Source organism: Phytohabitans maris, from assembly GCF_031085175.1.
Taxonomy (GTDB): domain Bacteria; phylum Actinomycetota; class Actinomycetes; order Mycobacteriales; family Micromonosporaceae; genus Phytohabitans; species Phytohabitans maris.
Genome location: NZ_JAVHUY010000058.1, coordinates 1 through 21740 on the forward strand (window position 1 = coordinate 1; position 21740 = coordinate 21740).

General features: G+C 71.7%; 19 protein-coding genes. 15 read left to right on the forward strand and 4 right to left on the reverse strand.

Features of this window, described 5'->3' with window-relative positions:
• Positions 1-122 precede the first annotated feature (122 nt).
• Positions 123-1016, forward strand: a complete 894-nt coding sequence (locus RB614_RS39085) for an IS5 family transposase (protein ID WP_308714812.1) — start codon at positions 123-125, stop codon at positions 1014-1016.
• A 30-nt stretch (positions 1017-1046) separates the two neighbouring features.
• Here RB614_RS39085 and RB614_RS39090 read toward each other — a convergent pair whose 3' ends face one another.
• Entirely contained in the window at positions 1047-1244 is a 198-nt protein-coding gene (locus tag RB614_RS39090) for a hypothetical protein (protein ID WP_308717766.1), read from the reverse strand.
• Positions 1245-1294: 50 nt separating this feature from the next.
• Positions 1295-3559, reverse strand: a complete 2265-nt coding sequence (locus tag RB614_RS39095; protein WP_308717767.1) for a DEAD/DEAH box helicase — start codon at positions 3557-3559, stop codon at positions 1295-1297.
• A 189-nt stretch (positions 3560-3748) separates the two neighbouring features.
• On the opposite strand from RB614_RS39095, the gene RB614_RS39100 reads away from it, so the two are divergent.
• From RB614_RS39100 to RB614_RS39130, 7 genes are all read left to right on the forward strand, one after another.
• Positions 3749-4099, forward strand: coding sequence for an STAS domain-containing protein (locus RB614_RS39100; RefSeq protein ID WP_308717768.1), 351 nt, complete (start codon positions 3749-3751; stop codon positions 4097-4099).
• Complete coding sequence (locus RB614_RS39105; protein WP_308717769.1) at positions 4096-4533, forward strand: ATP-binding protein; 438 nt, start codon at positions 4096-4098, stop codon at positions 4531-4533. The genes RB614_RS39100 and RB614_RS39105 overlap by 4 nt, the downstream gene beginning before the upstream one ends.
• Before the next feature lie 203 nt (positions 4534-4736).
• On the forward strand, positions 4737-7097 hold the full coding sequence (locus tag RB614_RS39110; RefSeq protein ID WP_308717770.1) for a sodium-translocating pyrophosphatase: 2361 nt from the start codon (positions 4737-4739) through the stop codon (positions 7095-7097).
• Between the two features lie 95 nt (positions 7098-7192).
• Complete coding sequence (locus RB614_RS39115) at positions 7193-7723, forward strand: hypothetical protein (RefSeq protein WP_308717771.1); 531 nt, start codon at positions 7193-7195, stop codon at positions 7721-7723.
• Positions 7714-8322 (forward strand): hypothetical protein, encoded by a 609-nt coding sequence (locus RB614_RS39120; protein WP_308717772.1) that lies wholly within the window; start codon positions 7714-7716, stop codon positions 8320-8322. Before RB614_RS39115 ends, RB614_RS39120 begins: the two co-directional genes overlap by 10 nt.
• Positions 8323-8513: 191 nt before the next feature.
• Positions 8514-11318 (forward strand): type I DNA topoisomerase, encoded by a 2805-nt coding sequence (gene topA / locus RB614_RS39125; RefSeq protein WP_308717773.1) that lies wholly within the window; start codon positions 8514-8516, stop codon positions 11316-11318.
• 25 nt (positions 11319-11343) lie between these two features.
• Positions 11344-11676 carry a hypothetical protein gene (locus RB614_RS39130; protein ID WP_308717774.1) on the forward strand — a complete coding sequence of 111 codons (333 nt, stop codon included), beginning with the start codon at positions 11344-11346 and terminating at the stop codon, positions 11674-11676.
• 283 nt (positions 11677-11959) lie between these two features.
• Here the strand turns inward: RB614_RS39130 and RB614_RS39135 are convergent, their stop codons facing one another.
• The gene (locus RB614_RS39135) at positions 11960-13267 is read right to left on the reverse strand and encodes a D-arabinono-1,4-lactone oxidase (protein WP_308717775.1); all 1308 of its coding nucleotides are present in this window, start codon (positions 13265-13267) and stop codon (positions 11960-11962) included.
• 225 nt (positions 13268-13492) lie between these two features.
• Here RB614_RS39135 and RB614_RS39140 point away from each other — a divergent pair, with 225 nt between their 5' ends.
• Entirely contained in the window at positions 13493-14044 is a 552-nt protein-coding gene (locus RB614_RS39140; protein ID WP_308717820.1) for a TetR/AcrR family transcriptional regulator, read from the forward strand.
• A 4-nt stretch (positions 14045-14048) separates the two neighbouring features.
• Here the strand turns inward: RB614_RS39140 and RB614_RS39145 are convergent, their stop codons facing one another.
• Entirely contained in the window at positions 14049-15254 is a 1206-nt protein-coding gene (locus tag RB614_RS39145; protein WP_308717776.1) for an amino acid deaminase/aldolase, read from the reverse strand.
• Positions 15255-15595: 341 nt separating this feature from the next.
• Here RB614_RS39145 and tmk point away from each other — a divergent pair, with 341 nt between their 5' ends.
• The 6 genes from tmk (at position 15596) to RB614_RS39175 (ending at position 21716) form a co-directional block, all read left to right on the forward strand.
• Complete coding sequence (tmk, locus tag RB614_RS39150) at positions 15596-17644, forward strand: dTMP kinase (RefSeq protein ID WP_428983203.1); 2049 nt, start codon at positions 15596-15598, stop codon at positions 17642-17644.
• Positions 17641-18825, forward strand: a complete 1185-nt coding sequence (locus tag RB614_RS39155) for a DNA polymerase III subunit delta' (RefSeq protein ID WP_308717778.1) — start codon at positions 17641-17643, stop codon at positions 18823-18825. The genes tmk and RB614_RS39155 overlap by 4 nt, the downstream gene beginning before the upstream one ends.
• Positions 18826-19142: 317 nt before the next feature.
• Positions 19143-19469, forward strand: coding sequence for a YbaB/EbfC family nucleoid-associated protein (locus RB614_RS39160; protein ID WP_308717779.1), 327 nt, complete (start codon positions 19143-19145; stop codon positions 19467-19469).
• Position 19470: 1 nt separating this feature from the next.
• Entirely contained in the window at positions 19471-19773 is a 303-nt protein-coding gene (locus tag RB614_RS39165) for a hypothetical protein (protein WP_308717780.1), read from the forward strand.
• Positions 19773-20411 (forward strand): hypothetical protein, encoded by a 639-nt coding sequence (locus RB614_RS39170; protein WP_308717781.1) that lies wholly within the window; start codon positions 19773-19775, stop codon positions 20409-20411. The genes RB614_RS39165 and RB614_RS39170 overlap by 1 nt, the downstream gene beginning before the upstream one ends.
• Before the next feature lie 462 nt (positions 20412-20873).
• Entirely contained in the window at positions 20874-21716 is an 843-nt protein-coding gene (locus RB614_RS39175; RefSeq protein ID WP_308717782.1) for a PSP1 domain-containing protein, read from the forward strand.
• The last annotated feature ends 24 nt before the right edge of the window (positions 21717-21740 follow it).

The following is a 21740-nucleotide window of genomic DNA, read 5'->3' on the forward strand; positions in this document are numbered from 1 at the left end:
CTAGGCCGCGTACCAAAGTCGGTCGGTGACGGTTTGGGAATTTCGGCGTGTCAGGACCGGTAGATAGCGAGGTCTCCGGTAGATGAGTTTTCGACCAAGAAGACCATCTATACGGAGACCTCGTGGCCACTGTAGCGGTGACGAGGCGGCACGACCTGACCGACGCGCAGTGGGCGGTGCTGGCGCCGTTGCTGCCGACGCCGAAGAAGGCCGGACGGCCGCCGATATGGACCAAACGGCAGCTCATTGACGGGATCCGGTGGCGGACCCGGGCTGGCACGCCCTGGCGAGACATGCCGGAGTACTACGGGTCGTGGGTGGCTGCCTACAACCTGTTCCGACGCTGGCAACGCGCCGGAACCTGGGCCCTGATCCTGAGCACGCTGCAGGCCATGGCGGACGCGGCCGGCCGGATCGTCTGGGATGTCTCGGTCGACTCGACGGTAGCCCGTGCGCATCAGCACGCCGCCGGGGCGCGTAAGAACGCAGCTGCGCAGGCCGAACCGCCCGGCGGGGTACGCGATGAGCCGGCCGACCACGCGTTGGGCCGCTCCCGCGGCGGGCTGACCACGAAGCTGCACCTGGGCTGCGAGCAGGGCCAGAAGCCACTGTCGATCGTGCTGACCGCCGGGCAACGCGGGGACAACCCGCAGTTCATCGCGGTGCTTGAGGGGATCCGGGTACCCCGGCTGGGCGGCGGCCGACCCCGGACCCGCCCGGACCGGGCCCTGGCGGACAAGGCGTACACCAGCAAGGGCACCCGCCGCTACCTACGCCGACGCGGAATCAAGGCGACCATCCCGTCCAAGGCCGACCAGGACGCCAACCGGCGCAAGCTCGGGGCCAAGGGCGGCCGGCCACCAACCTTCGACCCCGAGACCTACAAGCAGCGCCACGCCGTGGAATGCGGCATCAACCGGCTCAAACGCAACCGAGCCGTGGCCACCAGATACGACAAGCTAGCCGTCCGCTACGAAGCCACCGTGCACATCGCCGCAATCAACGAATGGCTCTAAACCGACTTTGGTACAGGCCCTAGCGCTGCGCTAGGGCTGGGCTACGCGGAGGGCTATGCCGTTCAGGACCTGGTGGATGCTGTACAGGCGTTGGTTGATCATTTCTAGGCGTTCGGCTTGGGCGAATGCGGCGTATGCCTGGGCTAGGGCGATCTGCTGGTCGATGGTGAGGGTTTCCTGGTTGATCCCGTAGAGGAGCTCTATGGTCTCGGCGATCGTGTTGGCCACGAGGCGACGCTACCGATCCATTCATGTTCATCGAAGTATGTGAGCAAGATTTAACGGGGCAGCGACGCCAGCACCACATCCAGGACACGCACCGCGTCGGCCTTGGAGAGCGGGTTGTTGCCGTTGCCGCACTTGGGCGACTGCACGCACGACGGGCACCCGGTCTCGCAGGAGCAGCCGTCGATCGCGTCGCGGGTGGCCTGGAGCCACGACGCGGCGATTTTGTACGCGCGCTCGGCAAAGCCGGCACCGCCCGGGTGCCCGTCGTACACGAACACGGTGGGGGTGCCGGTGTCCGGGTGGGCGGCGGTGGACAGGCCGCCGATGTCCCAGCGGTCGCAGGTGGCGACCAGCGGCAGCAGGCCGATGGCGGCGTGCTCTGCCGCGTGCAGGCCACCCGGTACGTCTTCGACGCCGGCGGCCTCCAGCGACTGCTGCGACAGCGTAAACCACACCGCCGTCGTCCGTAGCTCGCGTGTGGGCAGGTCCAGCGGCCAGGTGCCGAGGACCTCGCCGGAGCCGATGCGGCGGCGCTGGTACGAGACGACCTGGCTGGTCACGTCGACGTCGCCGAAGAAGAGGCCGACCGGGCCGGCGTCCACACGGGACCGTACCGACACCACGGACAGCGAAGTGACGTCGCGGGCGTGGGTGGACCACTCGGGCTCCTCGCGGTGCACAAGCGCGACCGCGTCGGCCAGGTCGAGGGTGTCCACGACGTACGACTCGCCCTGATGCAGGTAGACGGCTCCGGGGTGGACCATGAAGTGCGACGAGCCGGGGTCCACCGTGCCCAGCAGGCGGCCGGTGGCGGCCTCGACCACGCAGATCGGCAGGCCCCCGGTGCCGCGCAGGTCGACCTCGGGGCGGCCCTCGCCGGTCCAGTACCAGCCGCTCGGGCGGCGCCGCAGGATGCCCTCCGCGACCAGCTCGTCGAGCACGGCGGCCGCGCCCGGGCCGAAGAGGGGGAGGTCGGCGCGGGTGAGCGGCGCCTCGTACGCGGCGCTGCACAGCTGTGGGGCCAGCACGTACGGGTTGGACGGGTCGAGCACCGTCGCCTCGACCGGGCGGCCGAAGAGCGCCTCGGGGTGGTGCACCAGGTATGTGTCGAGCGGGTCGTCGCGGGCGACCAGCACCGCCAGCGCCTCGTGCCCGTTGCGACCCGCGCGGCCGGCCTGCTGCCACATCGACGCGCGGGTGCCTGGCCAGCCGCAGATGACCACGGCGTCCAGGCCGACCAGGTCGACGCCGAGCTCCAGCGCGTTGGTCGAGGCCAGGCCCAGCAGCTCGCCGGAGTGCAGGGCGGCCTCCAGCTCGCGCCGCTCCTCGCGCAGGTAGCCACCCCGGTATGCGGCGACCCGCGCGCCCAGCCCCGGCACCGCCTCGTCGAGCGACCGCCGGGCCATCGTGGCCACCGCCTCGGCGCCCCGGCGGGAGCGGATGAACGCCAGCGTGCGCACCCCGTCGATGACCGCGTCGGCGAGGAGGTCGGCGGTCTCCCCGAGCGCGGACCGCCGCACCGGCGTGGGCCCCTCGCCAAAAGGCGGCTCGCACAGCGCGAACGTCACCCCGCCCCGCGGCGACGCGTCCTCCGTGACCGCCTCCGTCACCAGGCCGGTGAGCCGCTTGGCCGAGGTCGCCGGGTCGCCCGCCGTCGCCGAGGCCAACACGAAAACGGGGGTACGACCGTAGCGGGCGGCCGCCCGTCGCAGGCGGCGCAGCACGTGCGCCACGTGCGAGCCGAAGACGCCCCGGTACGTGTGGCACTCGTCCACCACCACGTACCGCAGGCGGCGCAGGAAGGTCTGCCACGCCGCGTGCCCGGGGAGGATCCCGTGGTGGAGCATGTCCGGGTTGGTCAGCACGAACCGCGAGTGCTGCCGGATCCACTCCCGCTCCTCGCGCGGGGTGTCGCCGTCGTAACAGGCTGGCCGTACCCCCTCGATGTCGAGCGCCGCGACGGCGCGCAACTGGTCGGCGGCGAGCGCCTTGGTCGGTGCGAGATAAATGGCCGTGGCGCGCGGGTCCTCCAGCATGGCCGCGAGCGCGGGCAGCTGGTAGGCCATCGACTTGCCGGAGGCGGTGCCGGTGGCGACCACCACGTGGCGCCCGGCGTGCGCGTGCTCCGCCGCCTCGGCCTGGTGCCGCCACGGCAACGTGACCCCGCGCGCGGCGAACGCCTCCCGCAGCCGCTCGGGCACCCAGCCCGGCCAGGGCACGGTCTCGCCGGTGCGGGTCGGCACCCGCTCGATGTGTGTGACGGAGTCGGGGCGCAATCGGCGGAGCAGCGCTGCCGGTTCGGCGACGGTCGTCACGCCATGCACTCTCGCACTGGTGTGCGGAAAACCCAAACAGGTGAGTGTGCCGAAACCTGAACGTGCTGGCCGGGCGGCACACCGCGCGGGTCGTGTCGATGGTTAGATGCCCGAAGGACCGAGAAATAGTGTCAACACCGGAGACACGAATTCCCGGGCAGGCTGTGGCGGCAGTACAGGGAGGCCCCGATGGAGCTCTCGCTTGCGACCCGCGCCGTCGCCGAGCACGCGGTGCTGGAGGTTGGCGGCGAGGTAGACGTATATACAGCACCGCGGCTGCGCGAGCGGCTCAACGAGCTGATCGACGGCGGCGCGCGGAGCATCGTGGTCGACCTCAACCGGGTCGACTTCCTGGACTCCACCGGGCTCGGGGTGCTCGTGGGCGCGCACCGGCGGCTGCGCCCGCTCGGCGGCAGGTGCGCACTGGTCTGCGACAAGGAGCCGCTGCTGAAGATCTTCCGCATCACCGCGCTGGACCAGGTCTTTCCCCTGTACCCGTCGGTGGAGGCGGCGACGGACCCATCCGGCCCCACCGCGTGATGTCGACGGTACGACTCGCGTTCTCGCCAGCCCCGGTGCACGTCCGTACGGCGCGGCTGGTCGGGGTGGCGGTGGCCCGGCGTGCCGGCGTGGCCGAGGAGCTGCTCGACGAGGTACGGCTGGCGATCGGTGAGGCGTGCACGCGCGCGGTCGAGCTGCACCGGCAGTACGGGCTCTCCGATCTCGTGCAGATGGAGATGAGCGACGACCACAGCTACACGGTGCGGGTGATCGACCGCGCGCCGATCGAGGCCGGGCTGGGCCTCACCGCGCTCCCGCCGGACGCGCTGGCCAACGAGTGGCTGACCGACGAGGCACTCACCGTTGGTGTCGGATTTGCGCTGCTTGCCGGCTTCGTCGATGATCTACAGGTCCGCCCCGTGGAGGTGGGCATCGGCACGGAAGTGCGCATGGTCTGGCCCGTGGGGAAGTAAACCGGCTAACACAGCGGCGAATATCACCATCACACAGCCGGTGGGCGGTGTGACCATGAACACGGTGTGCCGCTACAGTACGCGGGTTATCTGCAAGAACCCGGGTGCGCGGGCGCCGGGGTTCGACTACGCAATCGCGTGCAGGCGCTCCGCCGGTTCGTCCGCCGGCTGGGCGGGAATCGCAACGGCACAGGAGGACATAGATGTCCACACCCTTGGCCGCCGACGGCGGCGGGCTGTCCATCACGGGTACGAACCTTACGTACGTCATCCTCGCGGCAGTCATCGCGCTGGTGGCGCTCGGATTCGCGGCAGCCCTGGTCAGGGCCGTGCTGGCGACCGGTAGGGGCACCACCAACATGCAGGAGATCGCCGGGGCCGTACAGGAAGGCGCGTCGGCGTACCTGCTCCGCCAGTTCAGGACCCTCGGCGTCTTCGTCGTGCTGGCCGTGGTGCTGCTGTTCATACTTCCGGTGCACGGTGACAGTGACAACGAGACGCTCGTCAAGATCGGCCGCTCGGCGTTCTTCGTCGTGGGTGCGCTGTTCAGCGCGTTCATCGGCGGTGCCGGCATGGCCCTGGCGACGCGCGCCAACCTGCGGGTGGCGGCCGCGGCGCGGGCCAGCGAAGGCGGTCGCGAGGAGGCGATGAAGATCGCCTTCCGCACCGGCGGCGTGGTCGGCTTCCTCACCGTCGGCCTCGGCCTCTTCGGCGCGGCGCTCGTGGTGCTGCTCTACAAGGGAGACGCGCCGACCGTGCTGGAGGGCTTCGGCTTCGGCGCCGCGCTGCTCGCGATGTTCATGCGGGTCGGCGGCGGTATCTTCACCAAGGCCGCGGACGTCGGCGCCGACCTGGTCGGCAAGGTCGAGCAGGGTATCCCCGAGGACGACCCGCGCAACGCCGCCACCATCGCCGACAACGTGGGCGACAACGTCGGTGACTGCGCCGGTATGGCGGCTGACCTCTTCGAGTCGTACGCGGTCACGCTGGTCGCGGCCCTGATCCTCGGCCGGGCGGCGTTCGGCGAGGAGGGCCTGGTCTTCCCGCTGATCGTCTCCGGCATCGGTGCGATCATCGCGATCATCGGCGTCTTCATCACCCGCCTGCGCGCCTCGGACCGCTCCGGCCTGACCGCGATCAACCGCGCCTTCTACATCTCCGCGCTCATCGCCGCCGTGCTCGTGGCGGTCGCCTCGTTCGCGTACCTGCCGTCCGACTTCGCCGACTTCGGCGGCGGCGTCGAGGACCTCGACGGCAACCCGCGGCTCGTCGCCATCGGCGCGGTCGTGATCGGCATCGTGCTGGCCGCCGCCATCCAAGCGCTGACCGGCTACTTCACCGAGACCACCCGGCGCCCGGTGCGCGACATCGGCAAGACCTCGGAGACCGGCCCGGCGACCGTCATCCTGGCGGGTATCAGCGTCGGGCTCGAGTCGGCCGTGTACTCCGCGCTGCTGATCGGCGCCGGCGTGTTCGGCGCGTTCCTGCTCGGCGGCGGCTCGATCACGCTCTCGCTCTTCGCGGTCGCGCTGGCCGGCACCGGCCTGCTCACCACCGTCGGCGTGATCGTCGCGATGGACACGTTCGGCCCGATCTCGGACAACGCGCAGGGCATCGCCGAGATGTCCGGCGACATCGACGAGCACGGCGCCCGCACGCTGACCGAGCTCGACGCGGTGGGCAACACCACCAAGGCGATCACCAAGGGCATCGCGATCGCGACGGCCGTGCTCGCGGCGACCGCGCTGTTCGGCTCCTACCAGGACACGATCCGGACCTCGATCGTCGAGGCCGGCTCCAACCTGTCGATCGACGAGCTGCTCAACGTCGCCAACCCGCGCAACCTGGTGGGTCTGATCGTCGGTGCGGCGGTGGTCTTCCTCTTCTCCGGCCTGGCCATCAACGCGGTGTCCCGCTCGGCGGGCGCGGTCGTGATGGAGGTGCGCCGCCAGTTCCGCGAGTTCCCCGGGATCATGGACCGCACCCAGCGCCCGGAGTACGGCAAGGTGGTCGACATCTGCACCCGGGACGCGCAGCGCGAGCTGTTGACCCCCGGCCTGCTGGCGATCCTCGCGCCGATCGCGGTCGGCTTCGGCCTCGGCGCCGGCGCGCTCGCCGCGTACCTGGCCGGCGCGATCGGCACCGGCGTGCTGATGGCGGTCTTCCTGGCCAACTCCGGTGGTGCCTGGGACAACGCCAAGAAGCTCGTCGAAGACGGCGCGCACGGCGGCAAGGGCTCGGACGCGCACGCCGCGACGGTCATCGGCGACACGGTGGGTGACCCGTTCAAGGACACCGCCGGCCCGGCCATCAACCCGCTGATCAAGGTGATGAACCTGGTCTCGCTGCTGATCGCCCCGGCCGTGGTGACCACCAGCATCGGCACCGACCAGAACGACGCGCTGCGCATCACCATCGCGGTCGTGGCGGTCCTCATCGTCGTGGCGGCGGTCGCGTTCAGCAAGCGCAAGCCGGTTGCCATGGGCGACCAGGGGGCCGGTGGGGAGGCGGGAAAAGCCGGTAAAGGCGCGCCCGACGCGGAGCAGGAGCGGGTGAACGCCTGACCTCCCAGGCAAGCACCGATCAGGGCGTCCCGTACGTACGCGGGACGCCCTGATCATTGATGAGGCATCTCTCGCAAACCGCTACGCTGCAACGCATGCGTACGCCCCGCGCCGTTCTCGTGGCACTCACGACGGCGTTCGCGCTCCTGGTCGGGGGGTGCGGGGCAGGGCCCGCACCGCGGGCGTGGGCGGCCAACGTGTGTACGGCGCTGACTCCCTGGCGCACCGAGATCAGCACGCTGGCCAGCCGCACCCAGCAGCAGATGACCGCGAAGACCACGCCCGCGCAGGCGAAGGAAAACCTGGTACGGCTGCTCGGCGGCGCCGAGTCGGCCAGCGAGACGGCCCGCTCCAAGGTGGAGAAGGCGGGCGTGCCGGACGTCGACGGCGGCGAAGACGTGGCCAAGGGCTTCGTCCGCTCGCTGACCTCGATGCGCGACGCGTACGGGCGGGCCCGGCAGAGCATCGAGGGCCTGGACGCCGGGCTGGCCGACCCCTTCTACGACGGCGTCGAGTCGGTCATGAGCAAGCTGACGACCGAGTACAACCAGAGCGCCCTGGACACCAGCTCGCTCGCCTCGGAGGAGCTGCGGGTGGCCTTCGACGAGGTCCCGGAGTGTCGCTGAGCCCGGGCGCCCACGAGCCGGCCCGGCGGCAGCTCTCGCTCTTCGGGGTGGAGGCACACGACCCCACCCCGGCCGACCTGGCCGGCCTGCTCGCCGGACCGGGGCAGGTGGTCCGGATGGGTGGCACGGCTCGCGTCTCGATCGAGGTCGACGGGGCCTGGCGGGTACACGTGCTGATCGCGGAGCTGGCCGTGCGCGGCCTGCAGGCCACCTGGGAGCTGGCCACCGTCGAGGGACAGCTTGTCGTCCGAACGGCGTACGCGACCACCCTGGCCGCCCTCGGGGTGGCCTGGCTCCGGTCCGCGACCAAGCGCCCGCCGTCCGGTTTCCACCTCAACGGCGCCCGACTGCGCCTCTGGGCGGCCGCCGCCGGCGGCCCTGACCAGCACGGATACGTCCTGCGCCTGGGAGTCTCCGACGAGCCCTGCTGGGAGCCGGTGGGGGCCGCGCTGGCCGCGGTCGGGCTGCCTGGAGTGCTGCTCGGACCGCGTGCGGGCGGGCCGGCCTACCGGATCACCGGCCGGCGCCGCCTGGGCCGTCTGGCTGAGTTGGTAGGCGACCGGCCAGCCGCCGCCCCGCCGGCCGAATGGCCTGGTTGATCGGGGGAAAAGAGCCTTCCGGCGCGGCGCTGGCCGGCGTTCGTGTTGCAGTTCGGTGTACGGTGTCGCCGACCGGTCCGCGCAACCGCCGGGCCGACGGCGCGTTACGTTGGACATCTGGCGTCCGGTTCGCTACCGGACGCAAGGGCCCAAGTTTGTAGCCAAAGGCAGTAGTAAAGGTCAGGAGAGAAGTGCCGAGCAACGCCAGCAGCCGTCTGGTCATCGTCGAATCACCGGCGAAGGCCAAGACGATCTCGGGTTACCTGGGCCCGGGATACGTCGTGGAGGCGAGCCTGGGCCACGTGCGTGACCTTCCGCGCAACGCCGCCGACGTGCCGGCTTCGCACAAGAAGGAGCCCTGGGCCCGGCTCGGCGTCGACGTCGACAACGGATTCGCCGCCCTGTACGTCGTCTCCCCCGACCGCAAGGACCAGATCCGCAAGCTCCGTGCGCTGGTCAAGGACGTCGACGAGGTCTTCCTCGCCACGGATGAGGACCGCGAGGGCGAGGCCATCGCCTGGCACCTGGTCGAGACGCTCAAGCCCAAGGTGCCGGTCCGCCGGATGGTCTTCCACGAGATCACCAGGTCGGCCATCCAGGCCGCGATCGCCAGCCCGCGCGACATCGACCGCGACCTCGTCGACGCGCAGGAAGCGCGCCGCATCCTGGACCGCCTCTACGGGTACGAGGTCTCGCCCGTCCTGTGGAAGAAGGTCATGCCCCGGCTCTCGGCCGGCCGGGTGCAGTCGGTCGCCACCCGGATCGTGGTGGAGCGCGAGCGGCAGCGGATGGCGTTCCGCACCGCCGAGTACTGGGACGTGGCCGCGACGCTGGCCGTCCAGGGCCAGGTCGAGGGGGCGCGCACCTTCGGGGCGACGCTGATCGCGCTCGATGGCGACCGCATCGCCACGGGCAAGGACTTCGAGCCGACGACGGGCCAGGTGAAGCCGGGCTCCGGGGTCGTACACCTGGACGCCGACGGCGCCCGTGGCCTGGCCGCTCGCCTCGACGGGCGGCCATTCACTGTGACCCGCGTGGAGGAAAAGCCGTACCGGCGTAAGCCGTACGCGCCGTTCATCACCTCCACGCTGCAGCAGGAGGCCGCGCGCAAGCTGCGCCTGTCGTCGCAGCAGACCATGCGGGTCGCGCAGCGGCTCTACGAAAACGGCTACATCACCTATATGCGTACCGACTCGGTCAACCTGTCGGAGACCGCTCTCGCGGCGGCCCGCCGCCAGATCGCCGAGCTCTACGGCGAGCGCAACGTGCCGCCGGAGCCTCGCCGCTACACCGGCAAGGTCAAGAACGCGCAGGAGGCGCACGAGGCGATCCGCCCAGCGGGTGACAACTTCCGGACCCCGGGCGAGGTGGCCAAGGAGCTGTCGACCGAGGAGTTCAAGCTCTACGAGCTGATCTGGCGGCGCACGATCGCCTCCCAGATGACCGACGCGGTCGGCTCGTCCGTCTCGGTGCGGATCCGGGCCGTCTCGACCACCGGCGAGGAGGCTGACTTCGGGGCGACCGGCAAGACGATCACCGACCCGGGCTTCCTCCGCGCGTACGTCGAGTCTTCCGACGACGAAAACGCCGAGGCCGACGACCAGGAGCGGCGCCTGCCCACGCTGGTCAAGGACCAGCCGCTCACCGCCGAGGAGCTGGCCGCGGTCGGGCACACCACCCAGCCGCCGTCGCGGTACACGGAAGCGTCGCTGGTCAAGCAGCTGGAAGAGCTGGGCATCGGGCGCCCGTCGACGTACGCGTCGATCATGGCGACGATCCAGGACCGCGGGTACGTCTTCAAACGCGGCCAGGCGCTGATCCCGTCCTTCCTCGCGTTCGCGGTGGTCGGGCTGCTGGAGCGGCACTACCCGCGGCTCGTCGACTACAACTTCACCGCCGCGATGGAAAACGAGCTCGACGAGATAGCCTCCGGCGACGCCCAGGCCATCGACTTCCTGACCTCGTTCTACTTCGGCTCGCCGGTCGGTGACGACGGCTCGATCGCCCGTTCCGGTGGCCTGAAGAAGATGGTCACCGAAAACCTCGGCGACATCGACGCGCGCAGCGTCAACTCGATCCCGCTCTTCCGTGACGGCGACGGGCGCGACGTGGTGGTGCGGGTCGGCCGCTACGGGCCGTACCTGCAGCGCACCCTCCCCGACGCCGAGCCCGCCCCGGACGGCGAGGACCGCGTCTCGATCCCGGAAGGGCTGGCACCCGACGAGCTCACCCCGGAGAAGGTCGAGGAGCTCTTCCTCGGCGGTGGCGGGGAGCGCAAGCTCGGCGAACACCCGGAGACCGGCGAGCCGGTGGTGCTCAAGTCCGGCCGCTACGGACCGTACGTCTCCACCGGCGACCGCAACGCCTCGCTCCTGCGCTCCCAGTCGCCCGAGACGGTGACGCTCGAAGAGGCGTTGAAGCTGCTCACGCTGCCCCGCCTGGTCGGCCGCGACCCGGAGGGCAACGAGGTCCTGGCCGCCGCCGGCCGCTACGGCCCGTACGTCAAGCGCGGCGACGACTACCGCTCGCTCGACACCGAAGACAAGATCTTCACGGTCACGCTCGACGAGGCGCTGGCGCTGCTGGCCGCCCCGAAGACCCGCCAGCGCCGCGCCGCCGCGGAGCCGCTGCGCGAGTTGGGCGTCGATCCGCTGACCGAAATGCAGCTGACCATCAAGAACGGGCGCTTCGGGCCGTACGTGACGGACGGCGAGACCAACGCGTCGCTGCGCCGCGACCAGACGCCGGAGTCGCTCACCATCGAGCAGGCCTCGGAGATGCTGGCCGACCGGCGGGCGCGGGGTCCGGCGAAGCCGCGCAAGAAGGCGGCGGCCGCCAAGAAGACCACGGCTGCGGCCGCGGACGGCGCGGCGCCGGCGAAGAAGGCCACGGCCGCGAAGAAGACGGCGGCGAAGAAGGCCACCACGGCCAAGAAGACGACCGCGGCCAAGAAGGCCGCGCCGAAGAAGGCGGCCGCGCGGAAGGCTTCCGAGTAGTTCGAACAGGTGTACGATAAGGCGCGTGTATGACCAGGACGTCCCTGACAAGCGCGCCGTCGTCATCCACAGCCTGTCCGGCTTCCACGGGCCGGTCAGCGGCCGGGTGAGGCTGCCGCACCGCATGTTCTGGCACGCCGACCGCGTGTTCGACCTGGACAAGCCGGCCGCGCTCCGCCGGATGTACGAGATCGTGCTCACCGAGGCCCTGTCCTACGACGAGCTCCGCACCTGGCTCGACGCCCCGACCCTGCGCCGCGAGTGGCACAGCCTGTCCCTGCCACAGTCGGTCCGCCGCGACTGGGAGCGTCGCCACCCGAGCCTGGCCAAAATCCAGAGGATCCATTCCAAGACCTGAGCTACCGCGACGGTTCGGCCTCAATGCCACTGACGCTGATTCGATCAAGGCCCTGTGAGCTGGGGCACGCTCGGGAGTGTCAGGCCGTCGCCCGGCCCGGGCGGGCCCGGCCCGGGCGGTTGTTGAGATCGTGGTATCGAGGTGCCCTCGGAGGGGCACTGAAATACCACGATCGCCGATGTGTCGACCGGTTTCCGTCCGTCCCGCGCAGGAGGGGCGGCCTTACCCTCCGGGGTTCCACAAACTCACGATCCTGACAACCGCACGGACCGCGGCGCGCCGGTTAGGGGCCGAGGACGCGGTCGGTGTAGGCGTTGGCGAAGAGGCGGGACGGGTCGAGGCGGTCGCGGACGGCCAGGAAGTCGTCGAAGTGCTCGTACGCCGGCCGCAGTGAGTCGGCGTCGCGGTAGTGGAGCTTGCCCCAGTGTGGACGGCCGCCGAGGTCCTGGGCGACGCGCTCGAACGCCCGGAAGTACGGCTCGTACTCCACGCCGACGTACTGGTGGATCGCGATGTACGCGGACTCGCGCCCGTACCCGTGCGAGAGCCAGATGCGGTCCGGCCCGGTGAAGCGCACCTCGACCGGGATCAGCACCTTGAACGGCAGCGACTCCACCACCCGCCGCAGCCCGGCGAACGCCTCGGGCAGGGCGGCGCGGGGCAGCGCGTACTCCATCTCGGTGAAGCGGACCCGGCGCGGGCTGACGAAGGCCTCGTCGGAGCGGGCCGTGTACACCCGGGGGGTGAGCACGCGCGCCTCGGTGCGGGAGATGCTCGGCACCAGCGCGGGCATCCGCCGGCCGACCCGGCAGAGGCCGCCGAGCACCGTGTTCTGCAGGAAGTCGTCGTCCCACCAGGCGCGCAGTTTCGACAGTGGACGGTCGTCGGCGGGCACCCGGTTGTTGCGCTTGGTCAGCGTGCGCTCGGTGTACGGCAGCCAGTAGAACTCGAAGTGGTCGTTGCCGCCGATGTGCTCGGGGAGCCCGGCCAGCACGGTGTCGAGCGGCATCGGGCGCTCGTCGGCGTGCAGCACGAACGCGTCCACGCAGCGCAGCTTGACCTCGGTGACGACGCCGAGCGCGCCGAGCCCGACCTGGGCGGCCACGAAGACGTCCGGGTGCTGGTCCGGGCCGCAGCTGATCACCTCGCCGGTCCCGGTGACCAGCGTCAGCCCGACCACGAACGTGGAGAGGCACCCGTACGCCGCGCCGGTGCCGTGGGTGCCGGTGGAGATGGCGCCGGCGATCGTCTGCACGTCGATGTCGCCGAGGTTGGGCAGGGCGAGGCCGTGCGCGGCGAGCGCCTCGTTGAGCGCGCGGAGGGACATGCCGGCGGGCGCGCTGACCACCCTCGATTCCCGGTCGACCGAAAGGGTGGATCCGATACCCGACAGGTCGAGGCTGATGTCCTCCGCCAGGGCGATATCGGTAAAGGAGTGGCCGCTGCCGACCGCTTTTATCCGGCGCCCCGCGACACCCGCTTGTTGTATGGCGGCGGTAACCTCATCGATGCTGGTGGGGCGGATAAGGGTGGCCGGCGTGGCGTGCTGGTTGCCGGCCCAGTTGCGCCAGGTGGCTGTCGTCGAGGCCATCCAAACCTCCGGCTAAATGTGAGATACCTTCATATCGGCGGCGACCACTCCGCGTAAACATCTGCGATCCGTGGGCCGGCCTCGCTCGTTAACTTGAGTAAGGTTCTCACCGTCGAAAACCTCGAAAGGGAGTGGCGACGAGTGTCGACATCTACCGCGACCGTCGCGACCGGGCCGCTGCGCCGCGTTCCGGTCCAAGGGCGCAGCGTGGCGCGTGTTCAGCGGATGCTCGACGCCTGTGCCGAGCTCGTTGACGAGGTGGGCTACGAGGGTCTTACCACGACGCTGCTCGCCGAGCGCGCCGAGGTCGCCATCGGCTCGGTCTACCAGTTCTTTCCGGACAAGCGGGCCATCGTCCAGGCGCTCACGCTGCGCAACATGGAGGCCTACCTCGAGCGCCTCGCCTCCAGTTGGGCCGGCGGCTCGTTCGCCGACTGGTGGGACGGCGTCGACGCGGCCATCGACGAGTACATCGCGATGCACCGCACCGTCCCCGGCTTCCGCACCCTGCACTTCGGCGACGTGGTCGACGTGCACCTGCTCGACGAGGAGCGCGACAACAACGCGGTGATCGCGGGACGGGTCACCCACGTGCTGATCGAGCAGTTCGGGGTGGCCGAGACGGCGCGGCTGCGGTTCGCGATGGAGATCGCGGTCGAGGCCGCCGACGCCCTGATCAAGCTGGCCTTCCGGCGCGACCCGGACGGCGACGACACGGTGCTGGGCGAGGCCAAGGCGCTGATCCGCGAGTACCTGCACCGCCACGTCGACGCCTGAGCGACTACAGAAATGCGCGGCCCTCGCCGCGGTAGGTGGGCACCGTCTCCACCACTTCCGTGCCGTCGACGAGGTGCAGCTGGTTGACGTGCTCGCAGAGTTCACCGGCCTTGGCATGGCGAAACCACACACGGTCGCCGACCCGCAGCCCGTCCGCCGCGGCGCCGCGCAGCGGGGTCTGCACCTCACCGGCCCCTTCCGTGCCCACGAGTCGCAGCCCTGCCGGGAGCCACGGCAGCGGCTGGCGGCTGGCGTGCGTCTGGCCGGAGGCGATCCACCCGCCACCGGAGACGGTCACGTAGCCGCGGGCCGGGCGGCGTACCACCGCGAGGGCGAAGAAGGCCGCCGGCTCGGGGCGCCACGCCCGGTAGTCGTCGAAGAGCGCCGGGCCGTACAGCCCGGATCCGGCGGTCACCTCGGTGACGGCCGGGTCGGCGGCGGTGGCGGCCACGCTGCCGGTACCGCCGCTGTTGAAGAACTCCACTTCCGCGTGCTGCCGCACGGCCGCCAGCGCGGCGCTCCGGCGGCGCAGCAGGTCGTGGTACGAGCGGCGCTGCATCAGCCGGATCGCGAGGCCGCGGAGCGTCTCCCGGGAGGGGGCGTCGCCGAGGCCGGCGATCTGCGCGTCGTACGCCATCAGCCCGACCAGCTGAAACCCGCGGCGGGCGGCGACCTCCCGGGCGACCTTGCCGGCCGCGGCGGCCGTGTGCACGGGCGAGCGGCGCACGCCGACGTGCAGGCCGAACGGGCGCCAGGAGCCGTCGAGGTCGAGGCAGACCCGGATCTCGGCGCGGCGGTCGGGTGCCGCGACCGCGTCGACCAGGTCGAGCTGCGCGGGGCCGTCGATCATGAGGGTGATCGCGGCGGCCAGGCCGGGGTCGGCGGTGAGCTCGCGCAGCGCGGAGCGGTCGGCGGTCGGGTACGCCACCAGCGCGTCGTGCGTCATCCCGGAGCGGACCAGCCAGATCGCCTCGGCCAGCGTGTACGCCATGACGCCTCGCCAGCCCGGGGTGGCCAGTGCCCGTTCGAGAAGGGCGCGGCTGCGGACCGACTTGCTGGCCACCCGGAGGGGCTTGCCGGCGGCCCGGCGGGCGAGGGTGCGCGCGTTGGCGTCGAAGGCCGCGAGATCGACGACCGCGAACGGCGGATCGAGGTCCGCGGTGGCCTTGTCCAGGCGTTCGCGGAGCGCGTCGAGTGCGGTCGTCGTCACAGGGAGCACGCTAGCGGCTCGCAGCCGGAAAGCGAAACTCCTTCGTGTATCAATCACCCGGGTGAGCGCGCCATCGGCCACCTGACGAGCGTTCGGTCAGCCGCGCGGATGAGCCCGGCCGAGCGCGGCACCAGCGCCGTCAGGCCGCGCGTCTAGAGTGTCAGCGAATGCCAGCAGGCGGAGGGACAACTGCCATCGACGCGAATCCTCGCGAGGACAGCGGTAGCGTCAGCGGCCGCACCGGCGCGTCGGCGAAGAGTTCGTCGTCGGCCCAGGTCGACCTGTCCGGTTTCCAGGCGCTCCGGTCGGTGCTGCGGATCCGGGCGTTCCGCCGGCTCTGGATGGTCACCGGTGTGGCCTCGCTCGGCGACTGGCTGGGCCTGCTCGCCACCGCCACCTTCGCGTCCGCGCAGGTCAGCGGCGACGCCGCCAAGGGTCTCGCCTTCGGCTCGGTCATCGCCGTGCGCCTGCTGCCCGCCCTCGTGCTCGGTCCGGTCGCCGGAGTCATGGCCGACCGGTTCGACCGGCGATACACGATGGTCATCTGTGACCTGCTGCGCTTCGTGTTGTTCGCGTCGATCCCGATCGTCGCCCTCTTCTCGGAAAACGCGGGCATCACGGTCGGCTGGGCGGCCATCGCCACGTTCCTGATCGAGACGATCACGCTGCTGTGGATCCCGGCCAAGGAGGCGGCGGTCCCCAACCTGATCCCCCGTTCCCGGCTCGAGACCGCCAACCAGCTCACGCTCATCACCACGTACGGGATCACACCCGTCCTCGCCGGCCTCGGCATCGCCGCGCTCGACCGGATCCTGCGCACCGGCAACACCACGCCACCCGAGTGGGCCGAGGCGTCCAACCTGGCGCTCTACTTCAACGCGCTCTCCCGCCTCGCGATGGCCCTCGTCGTGTACTTCGGCATCAAGGAGATCAGCGGCCGCGCCCACGACGCCAAGCGGGCCGGGCAGAGCATGCTGCGCCAGTTCCTCGAAGGCTGGAAGTACGTGGGGCGGACCCCACTCGTGCGCGGGCTGGTCCTCGGCATCCTCGGCGCGTTCGCCGGCGGCGGCATCGTCATCGGCACCGCGCAGTTCTTCGCCCGCTCGCTCAACGCCGGCGACGCCGCCTTCTACCTGCTCTTCGGCACGCTCTTCGTGGGGCTGGGGGTCGGTATCGGGCTGGGTCCGGCGGTGGTGCGCGACCTGTCCCGGCGGCGCTGGTTCGGCATGAGCATCGTGCTGGCCGGCGCCTCGGTGCTGTTCCTCGCGGTGGCCATCCACCTCAGCATGGCCGTGCTCGGCGCGCTGCTCGTCGGCTGCGGGGCCGGGATGGCGTTCCTCTCCGGCGTGACGCTGCTCGGCGGCGAGGTGGGCGACGACGTGCGCGGGCGGGTCTTCGCGTTCGTGCAGACGGCCGTGCGGGTCGTACTGATGCTCGCCATCGCGCTCTCGTCGAGCCTGGTCGGCCTCGGCGGTTCCTGGCAGGTCAGCGGCATCTCGGTCTCCTCCACCCGGCTGCTGCTGCTGGCGGCGGGGGTGGCCAGCATCTTCACCGGCATCAGCGCGTTCCGCCAGATGGACGACAAGCCGGGCGTACCGGTGCTGCCCGACCTCTGGGGCTCGATCCGCGGCCGCCCGCTCTCGGCCGGGGAAAAGCCGGTCGGGCGGGGCACCTTCGTGGTCTTCGAGGGCGGCGAGGGTGCCGGCAAGTCCACCCAGGTCGGGGCGCTCGCCGACGCCATCCGGGCAAAGCACCGCGAGGTCGTGGTGACCCGCGAGCCGGGCGCGACCGAGGTGGGGCAGCGCATCCGCAGCCTCGTGCTCGGCAAGCAGTCCGACCTCTCGCCCCGGGCCGAGGCCCTGCTCTACGCGGCCGACCGGGCCGACCACGTGGCCACCGTCGTACGGCCGGCGCTCTCCCGGGGCGCGGTGGTGATCAGCGACCGGTACGTCGACTCGTCCCTCGCGTACCAGGGCGCCGGCCGCACCCTCCCGGTCGACGAGGTCTCCTGGCTCTCCTCCTGGGCCACCGGCGGGCTCCGCCCCGACCTGGTGGTGCTGCTCGACGTGCCGCCCGAGGTGGGGCTGGGCCGGGCGGCCCGGCGGGGCGCCGCCGACCGGCTGGAGAGCGAGTCGGTGGCGTTCCACGAGCGCGTGCGGTACGCGTTCCTCGATCTCGCCGCCGCCGACCCCAAGCGCTACCTGGTCCTCGACGCGACCCGCTCGGCCGAGGAGATCACCGCCGCGGTGCTGGAGCGGGTGGCCGGGCTCTTCCCGGAGGAGCGCCCGCCGGACCACGAGGTCGCCGAGGCGCTCAACACGCTCGCCGAGAGCGAGCCGCCAGCCGGCCCGGAGGTGCCGCGCGAGCGCGCCGACCAGGAGGCGCGATGAGCGACGTCTTCGCGGATCTGGTCGGCCAGGACGAGGCGGTCGAGACGCTGCGCCGCGCGGCGGAGGCCGGTGCCGCAGTCCTCGGTGGAGGATCCGGCGGCGGGATGACGCACGCCTGGATCTTCACCGGCCCACCCGGGTCGGGGCGCTCGGTGGCCGCGCGCGCGTTCGCGGCCGCCCTCCAGTGCCGGTACGGCACGGGCTGCGGCGAGTGCCCCGGCTGCCACACCACGCTCACCGGCACCCACGCGGACGTGCGGTTCGTGGTGCCGGAAGGGCTCTCGATCGGGGTCAGCGAGATGCGCGCGCTGGTGCTGCGCGCGGCGAGCGCCCCGTCCGGCGGCCGGTGGCAGGTGCTCGTGATCGAAGACGCCGACCGGCTCACCGAGGCCGCCGGCAACGCGCTGCTCAAGGCGATCGAGGAGCCGCCGCCCCGCACGGTCTTCCTGCTCTGTACGCCCTCGACCCACCCCGACGACATCTCGGTGACGATCCGGTCGCGCTGCCGCGTCGTACCCCTGCGGCAGCCCCCGGCCAGCGCGGTAGCGACGGTGCTGGCCGCACGCGACGGGATCGCCGAGGACGTGGCCCACTGGGCCGCGGCGGCCGCGCAGGGGCACGTGGGGCGGGCCAAGCGCCTGGCCCGCGACCCGGAGGCGCGCAAGCGGCGGGAGGCGGTGCTGGCCGTGCCGCGGCGGTTGACCGGCGTCGGCGCCTGCTTCGACGCGGCGTCCGCGCTGATCGAGGCGGCCGAGGCGGAGGCTGAGGCGGCGGTCGCCGAGACCGACGCGGCCGAGCGGAGCGCGCTGGAGACCGCGCTCGGCGCCGGCGGCACCGGGCGGGGCGCGGCCGGGGCGATCCGGGGCGCGGCCGGCCAGCTCAAAGACCTCGAACGCCGCCAGAAGTCGCGGGCCACCCGGGCCCAGCGCGACGCGCTCGACCGCGCGCTGGTCGACCTGGCCGGCTTCTACCGCGACGTGCTCACGGTCAAGCTGGGCGCGCCGGTCTCGCCCGTACACACCGACACCGCGCCGCTCGCCTCGGCCGCCGCCGAGCGCTGGACCGCGGAGAGCACGCTGCGGCGGCTGGAGGCGATCCTCGCCTGCCGGGACGCGATCGAGGCGAACGTCAAGCCGCGGATCGCCGTCGAAGCGATGATGCTGTCCCTCTGGCGCGGCTGACCGCGCGCTACGTACCCGCCCGCGAACGGGGGGTCACCGCCGCTCTCCCCACGGCTGTGATCGAAGCTCCCCTCAAGTCGCTAGAACGACTTGAGGGGAGCCTCGATCACAGCCCATCACCCCGACTCCAGATGCGATAAAAAATGTGAGAGTGTCGCACAGAACTGTGTTGACACCTCCGATCTAGGGCTGGTCGCGCCAGATCGATACGCGGGCAACGCGTTGATAAATAGCGCGTTCACGGGGCAGCGGATCGCCGCATCTGGCCGGTACGGTCTGAGGTCGGGTTGCCACGTCGCGTGAAAGGGCCTGCTTATATGGGGCGTGAGATCGACGAGGGCTGGATCGAAGAGGCCGTCGAGCGCTATCGCCGTATTGAAGCGCTTCAAGCTGAGTTCGACGAGGCCGCCCGCGGTTTGAAGGTGACCGTCCATTCGCCCGACGGGCTGGTCGAGCTCGTCGTGACGGCCACCGGCGCGATCACCGACGTGCGCATCACCGGCGCGCTCGGCGGCCGCAGCGGCGCGGAGCTGTCCCAGTCGGTCCAGGCCGCGGTCACCGCCGCCGCCGATGCCGCCCGGTGGGCCCGGGAAAAGCTGCACGCCGAGATGTTCGCCGGCTACCAGCCGCTGCGGGAGGTCTGAGATGGACACTCTGCGCGACCTCGCGACCCGCTTCGACGAGGCGGCCACCGCGCTCACCGCCGCCGGCCGGCGCCTGACCCACCTCGAGCCGCCGGCCTCCTCGTTCGGCGCCGGCGCTCCGGGGCGCCTCGGCGAGGTGGGGCGCGCGCTGCACCGCCAGTGGCTCGACGGGTTCGGTGCGCGTGGCCGCGAGGCGGCCGCCGCCAGTGCCCGCCTCGCCGACGTGGCCGGCGCGCTGCGCGCCACCGCCGCCGACTACTCCGATGTGGACGACACCGCCCGTGGCCGCGTCGGGGAGGTTTGATGGACGCGCTCGACCAGCTCGCCGGCTCGGCCACCGCGCTGCTCGACCGCGTCGACAGCACGCTCGCCGCGGGCGGCGCCCCCGGCACTCACCCCATCTGGCCACTCCTGCGCCGCCTCGGCGCCCTTCCGGGCGCCGCGACCAGCACCATCGCCGGGCTCCGTCCCGCGCCGCTGGCCGCCGCCGGGCCGCCGTTGCACGGTCTCATCCAGGTGTACGAGGAGCGGGGCGAGACGATCGCGGACTCCGGCTCCTGGGAGGGGGCGGGTGCGGAGGTCTTCGGGGCACACCGCGCGGCCCTCTCCGCCCACCTCTCGGCGATGGCCGGCAAGCTCGGCGCGACCGAGGGCTATTCGGCGGCCGTGGCCGAGTGGATCGAGCAGAGCCGCGCCGGGCTGGCCCGCGAGCTGGCCGCGGTGCTCGGCTCGCGCGAGGCGGTCACCGTCACCGTAGAGCCGCTCGGGGTGCCCGCCACCCTGGCCGCGGCCGACATCGGGGCCCGCGTCCTGGGCGCCGTCGACGAGGCGTACGAGCGGGCCGAGGCGCTCCTGCACCGCTGGGCGGCCGACCTGGCCGAGCTGCCCTACTGGCCGCCAGACACCGGGCCGGTGGCGTTCGGGCCCACCACCCGGGCCTGAGCCACCATCCACCTTCGCCAATGGCAACGGCGTCGCGCTCTGAAGCGGTCGGTCTCATTCCCACCGCTCCGGCTGCGACGCCGTGGCCCTTTCCTGCACCCCCCGCAGGTCTTTGGACATTCCACTCAACGCTGATGTCCGACGTTTGTCGTGGCCGCTGTCCAGGAATCATCCGTAAGTGCCACCGCGAATGGGACGAACCGTGGTGCCGCGGCGCCGACCGTCCAGCCGGACCGGGTGCGGGCTACCCGCTGCGGCGTGGTCACCGGGCTGCCCCCCGCGTGCAGCCCGGTGACCGTACGGTCCGCGGTGCGGCCGGTATCCGCACGCGTACGCGAGAACCCAACGACGGGTCTCCGGGCTCGGTTGCGGCGCGGCGACCGGTCCCGTTCGTACGGACAAGGCGGATCGCCCGAATAGCTACCCTTCAGCGGATGCTGGATCCCACCGTAGGGTGGGGCCATGGGGATGCTCTGCGCGGTGAGCTTCAACCGGTACGGCCGGCTCTACTACCTCGACCCGGGCGAGCACCGGCCCCAGGTCGGCGACCGGGTGCTGGTGCCCACCGACGACGGCACCGAGGTCGCCGAGTGCGTGTGGGCGCCGCAGTGGGTCAGCGAAGACACCGACGGCTTCCCCAAGCTGGCCGGCATGGCCACCGAGCGCGACCTGCGGCGCGACGAGACCCAGCGCAAGCGCAAGGCCGAGGCGAAGGTGGCCGCCAAGCGCCTCATCCGCGAGCACGACCTGCCGATGAAGGTGGTGGCCGTCGACCACGTGCAGGAGTCCGGCGGCGGGACCAACGGCGCGCGCACCACGATCTACTTCACCGCCCCGCACCGCGTCGACTTCCGCTCGCTGGTCCGCGACCTCGGCGCCACGCTGCGCTGCCGGGTCGAGCTGCGCCAGCTCTCCGCCCGCGACTCCGCCCGCGTGCAGGGCGGCATCGGCTCGTGCGGCCGCGACCTGTGCTGCGCCACGTTCCTGACCGACTTCGAGCCGGTCACCATCCGGATGGCCAAGGACCAGGACCTGCCCCTCAACCCGCTGCGCATCTCCGGCGCCTGCGGGCGGCTGATGTGCTGCCTCAAGTACGAGCACCCGCTGTACCAGAAGTTTCAGTCGTCGGCGCCGGCCGTGGGGAGCCGCGTGTCCACACCGGAGGGTGACGGCCGCGTGGTCGGGCACAGCGTGCCCCGTGACTCGGTCGTGGTGCGCATGGACGCGGACGGCTCCCGCTGCATGTGCAGCCGCGCCTCGGTCTGCGGCCCCCGCAAGGCCCACGACGAGGCGTACGGAAACTGAAGGGCCCGGGTCGATGACCCGGGC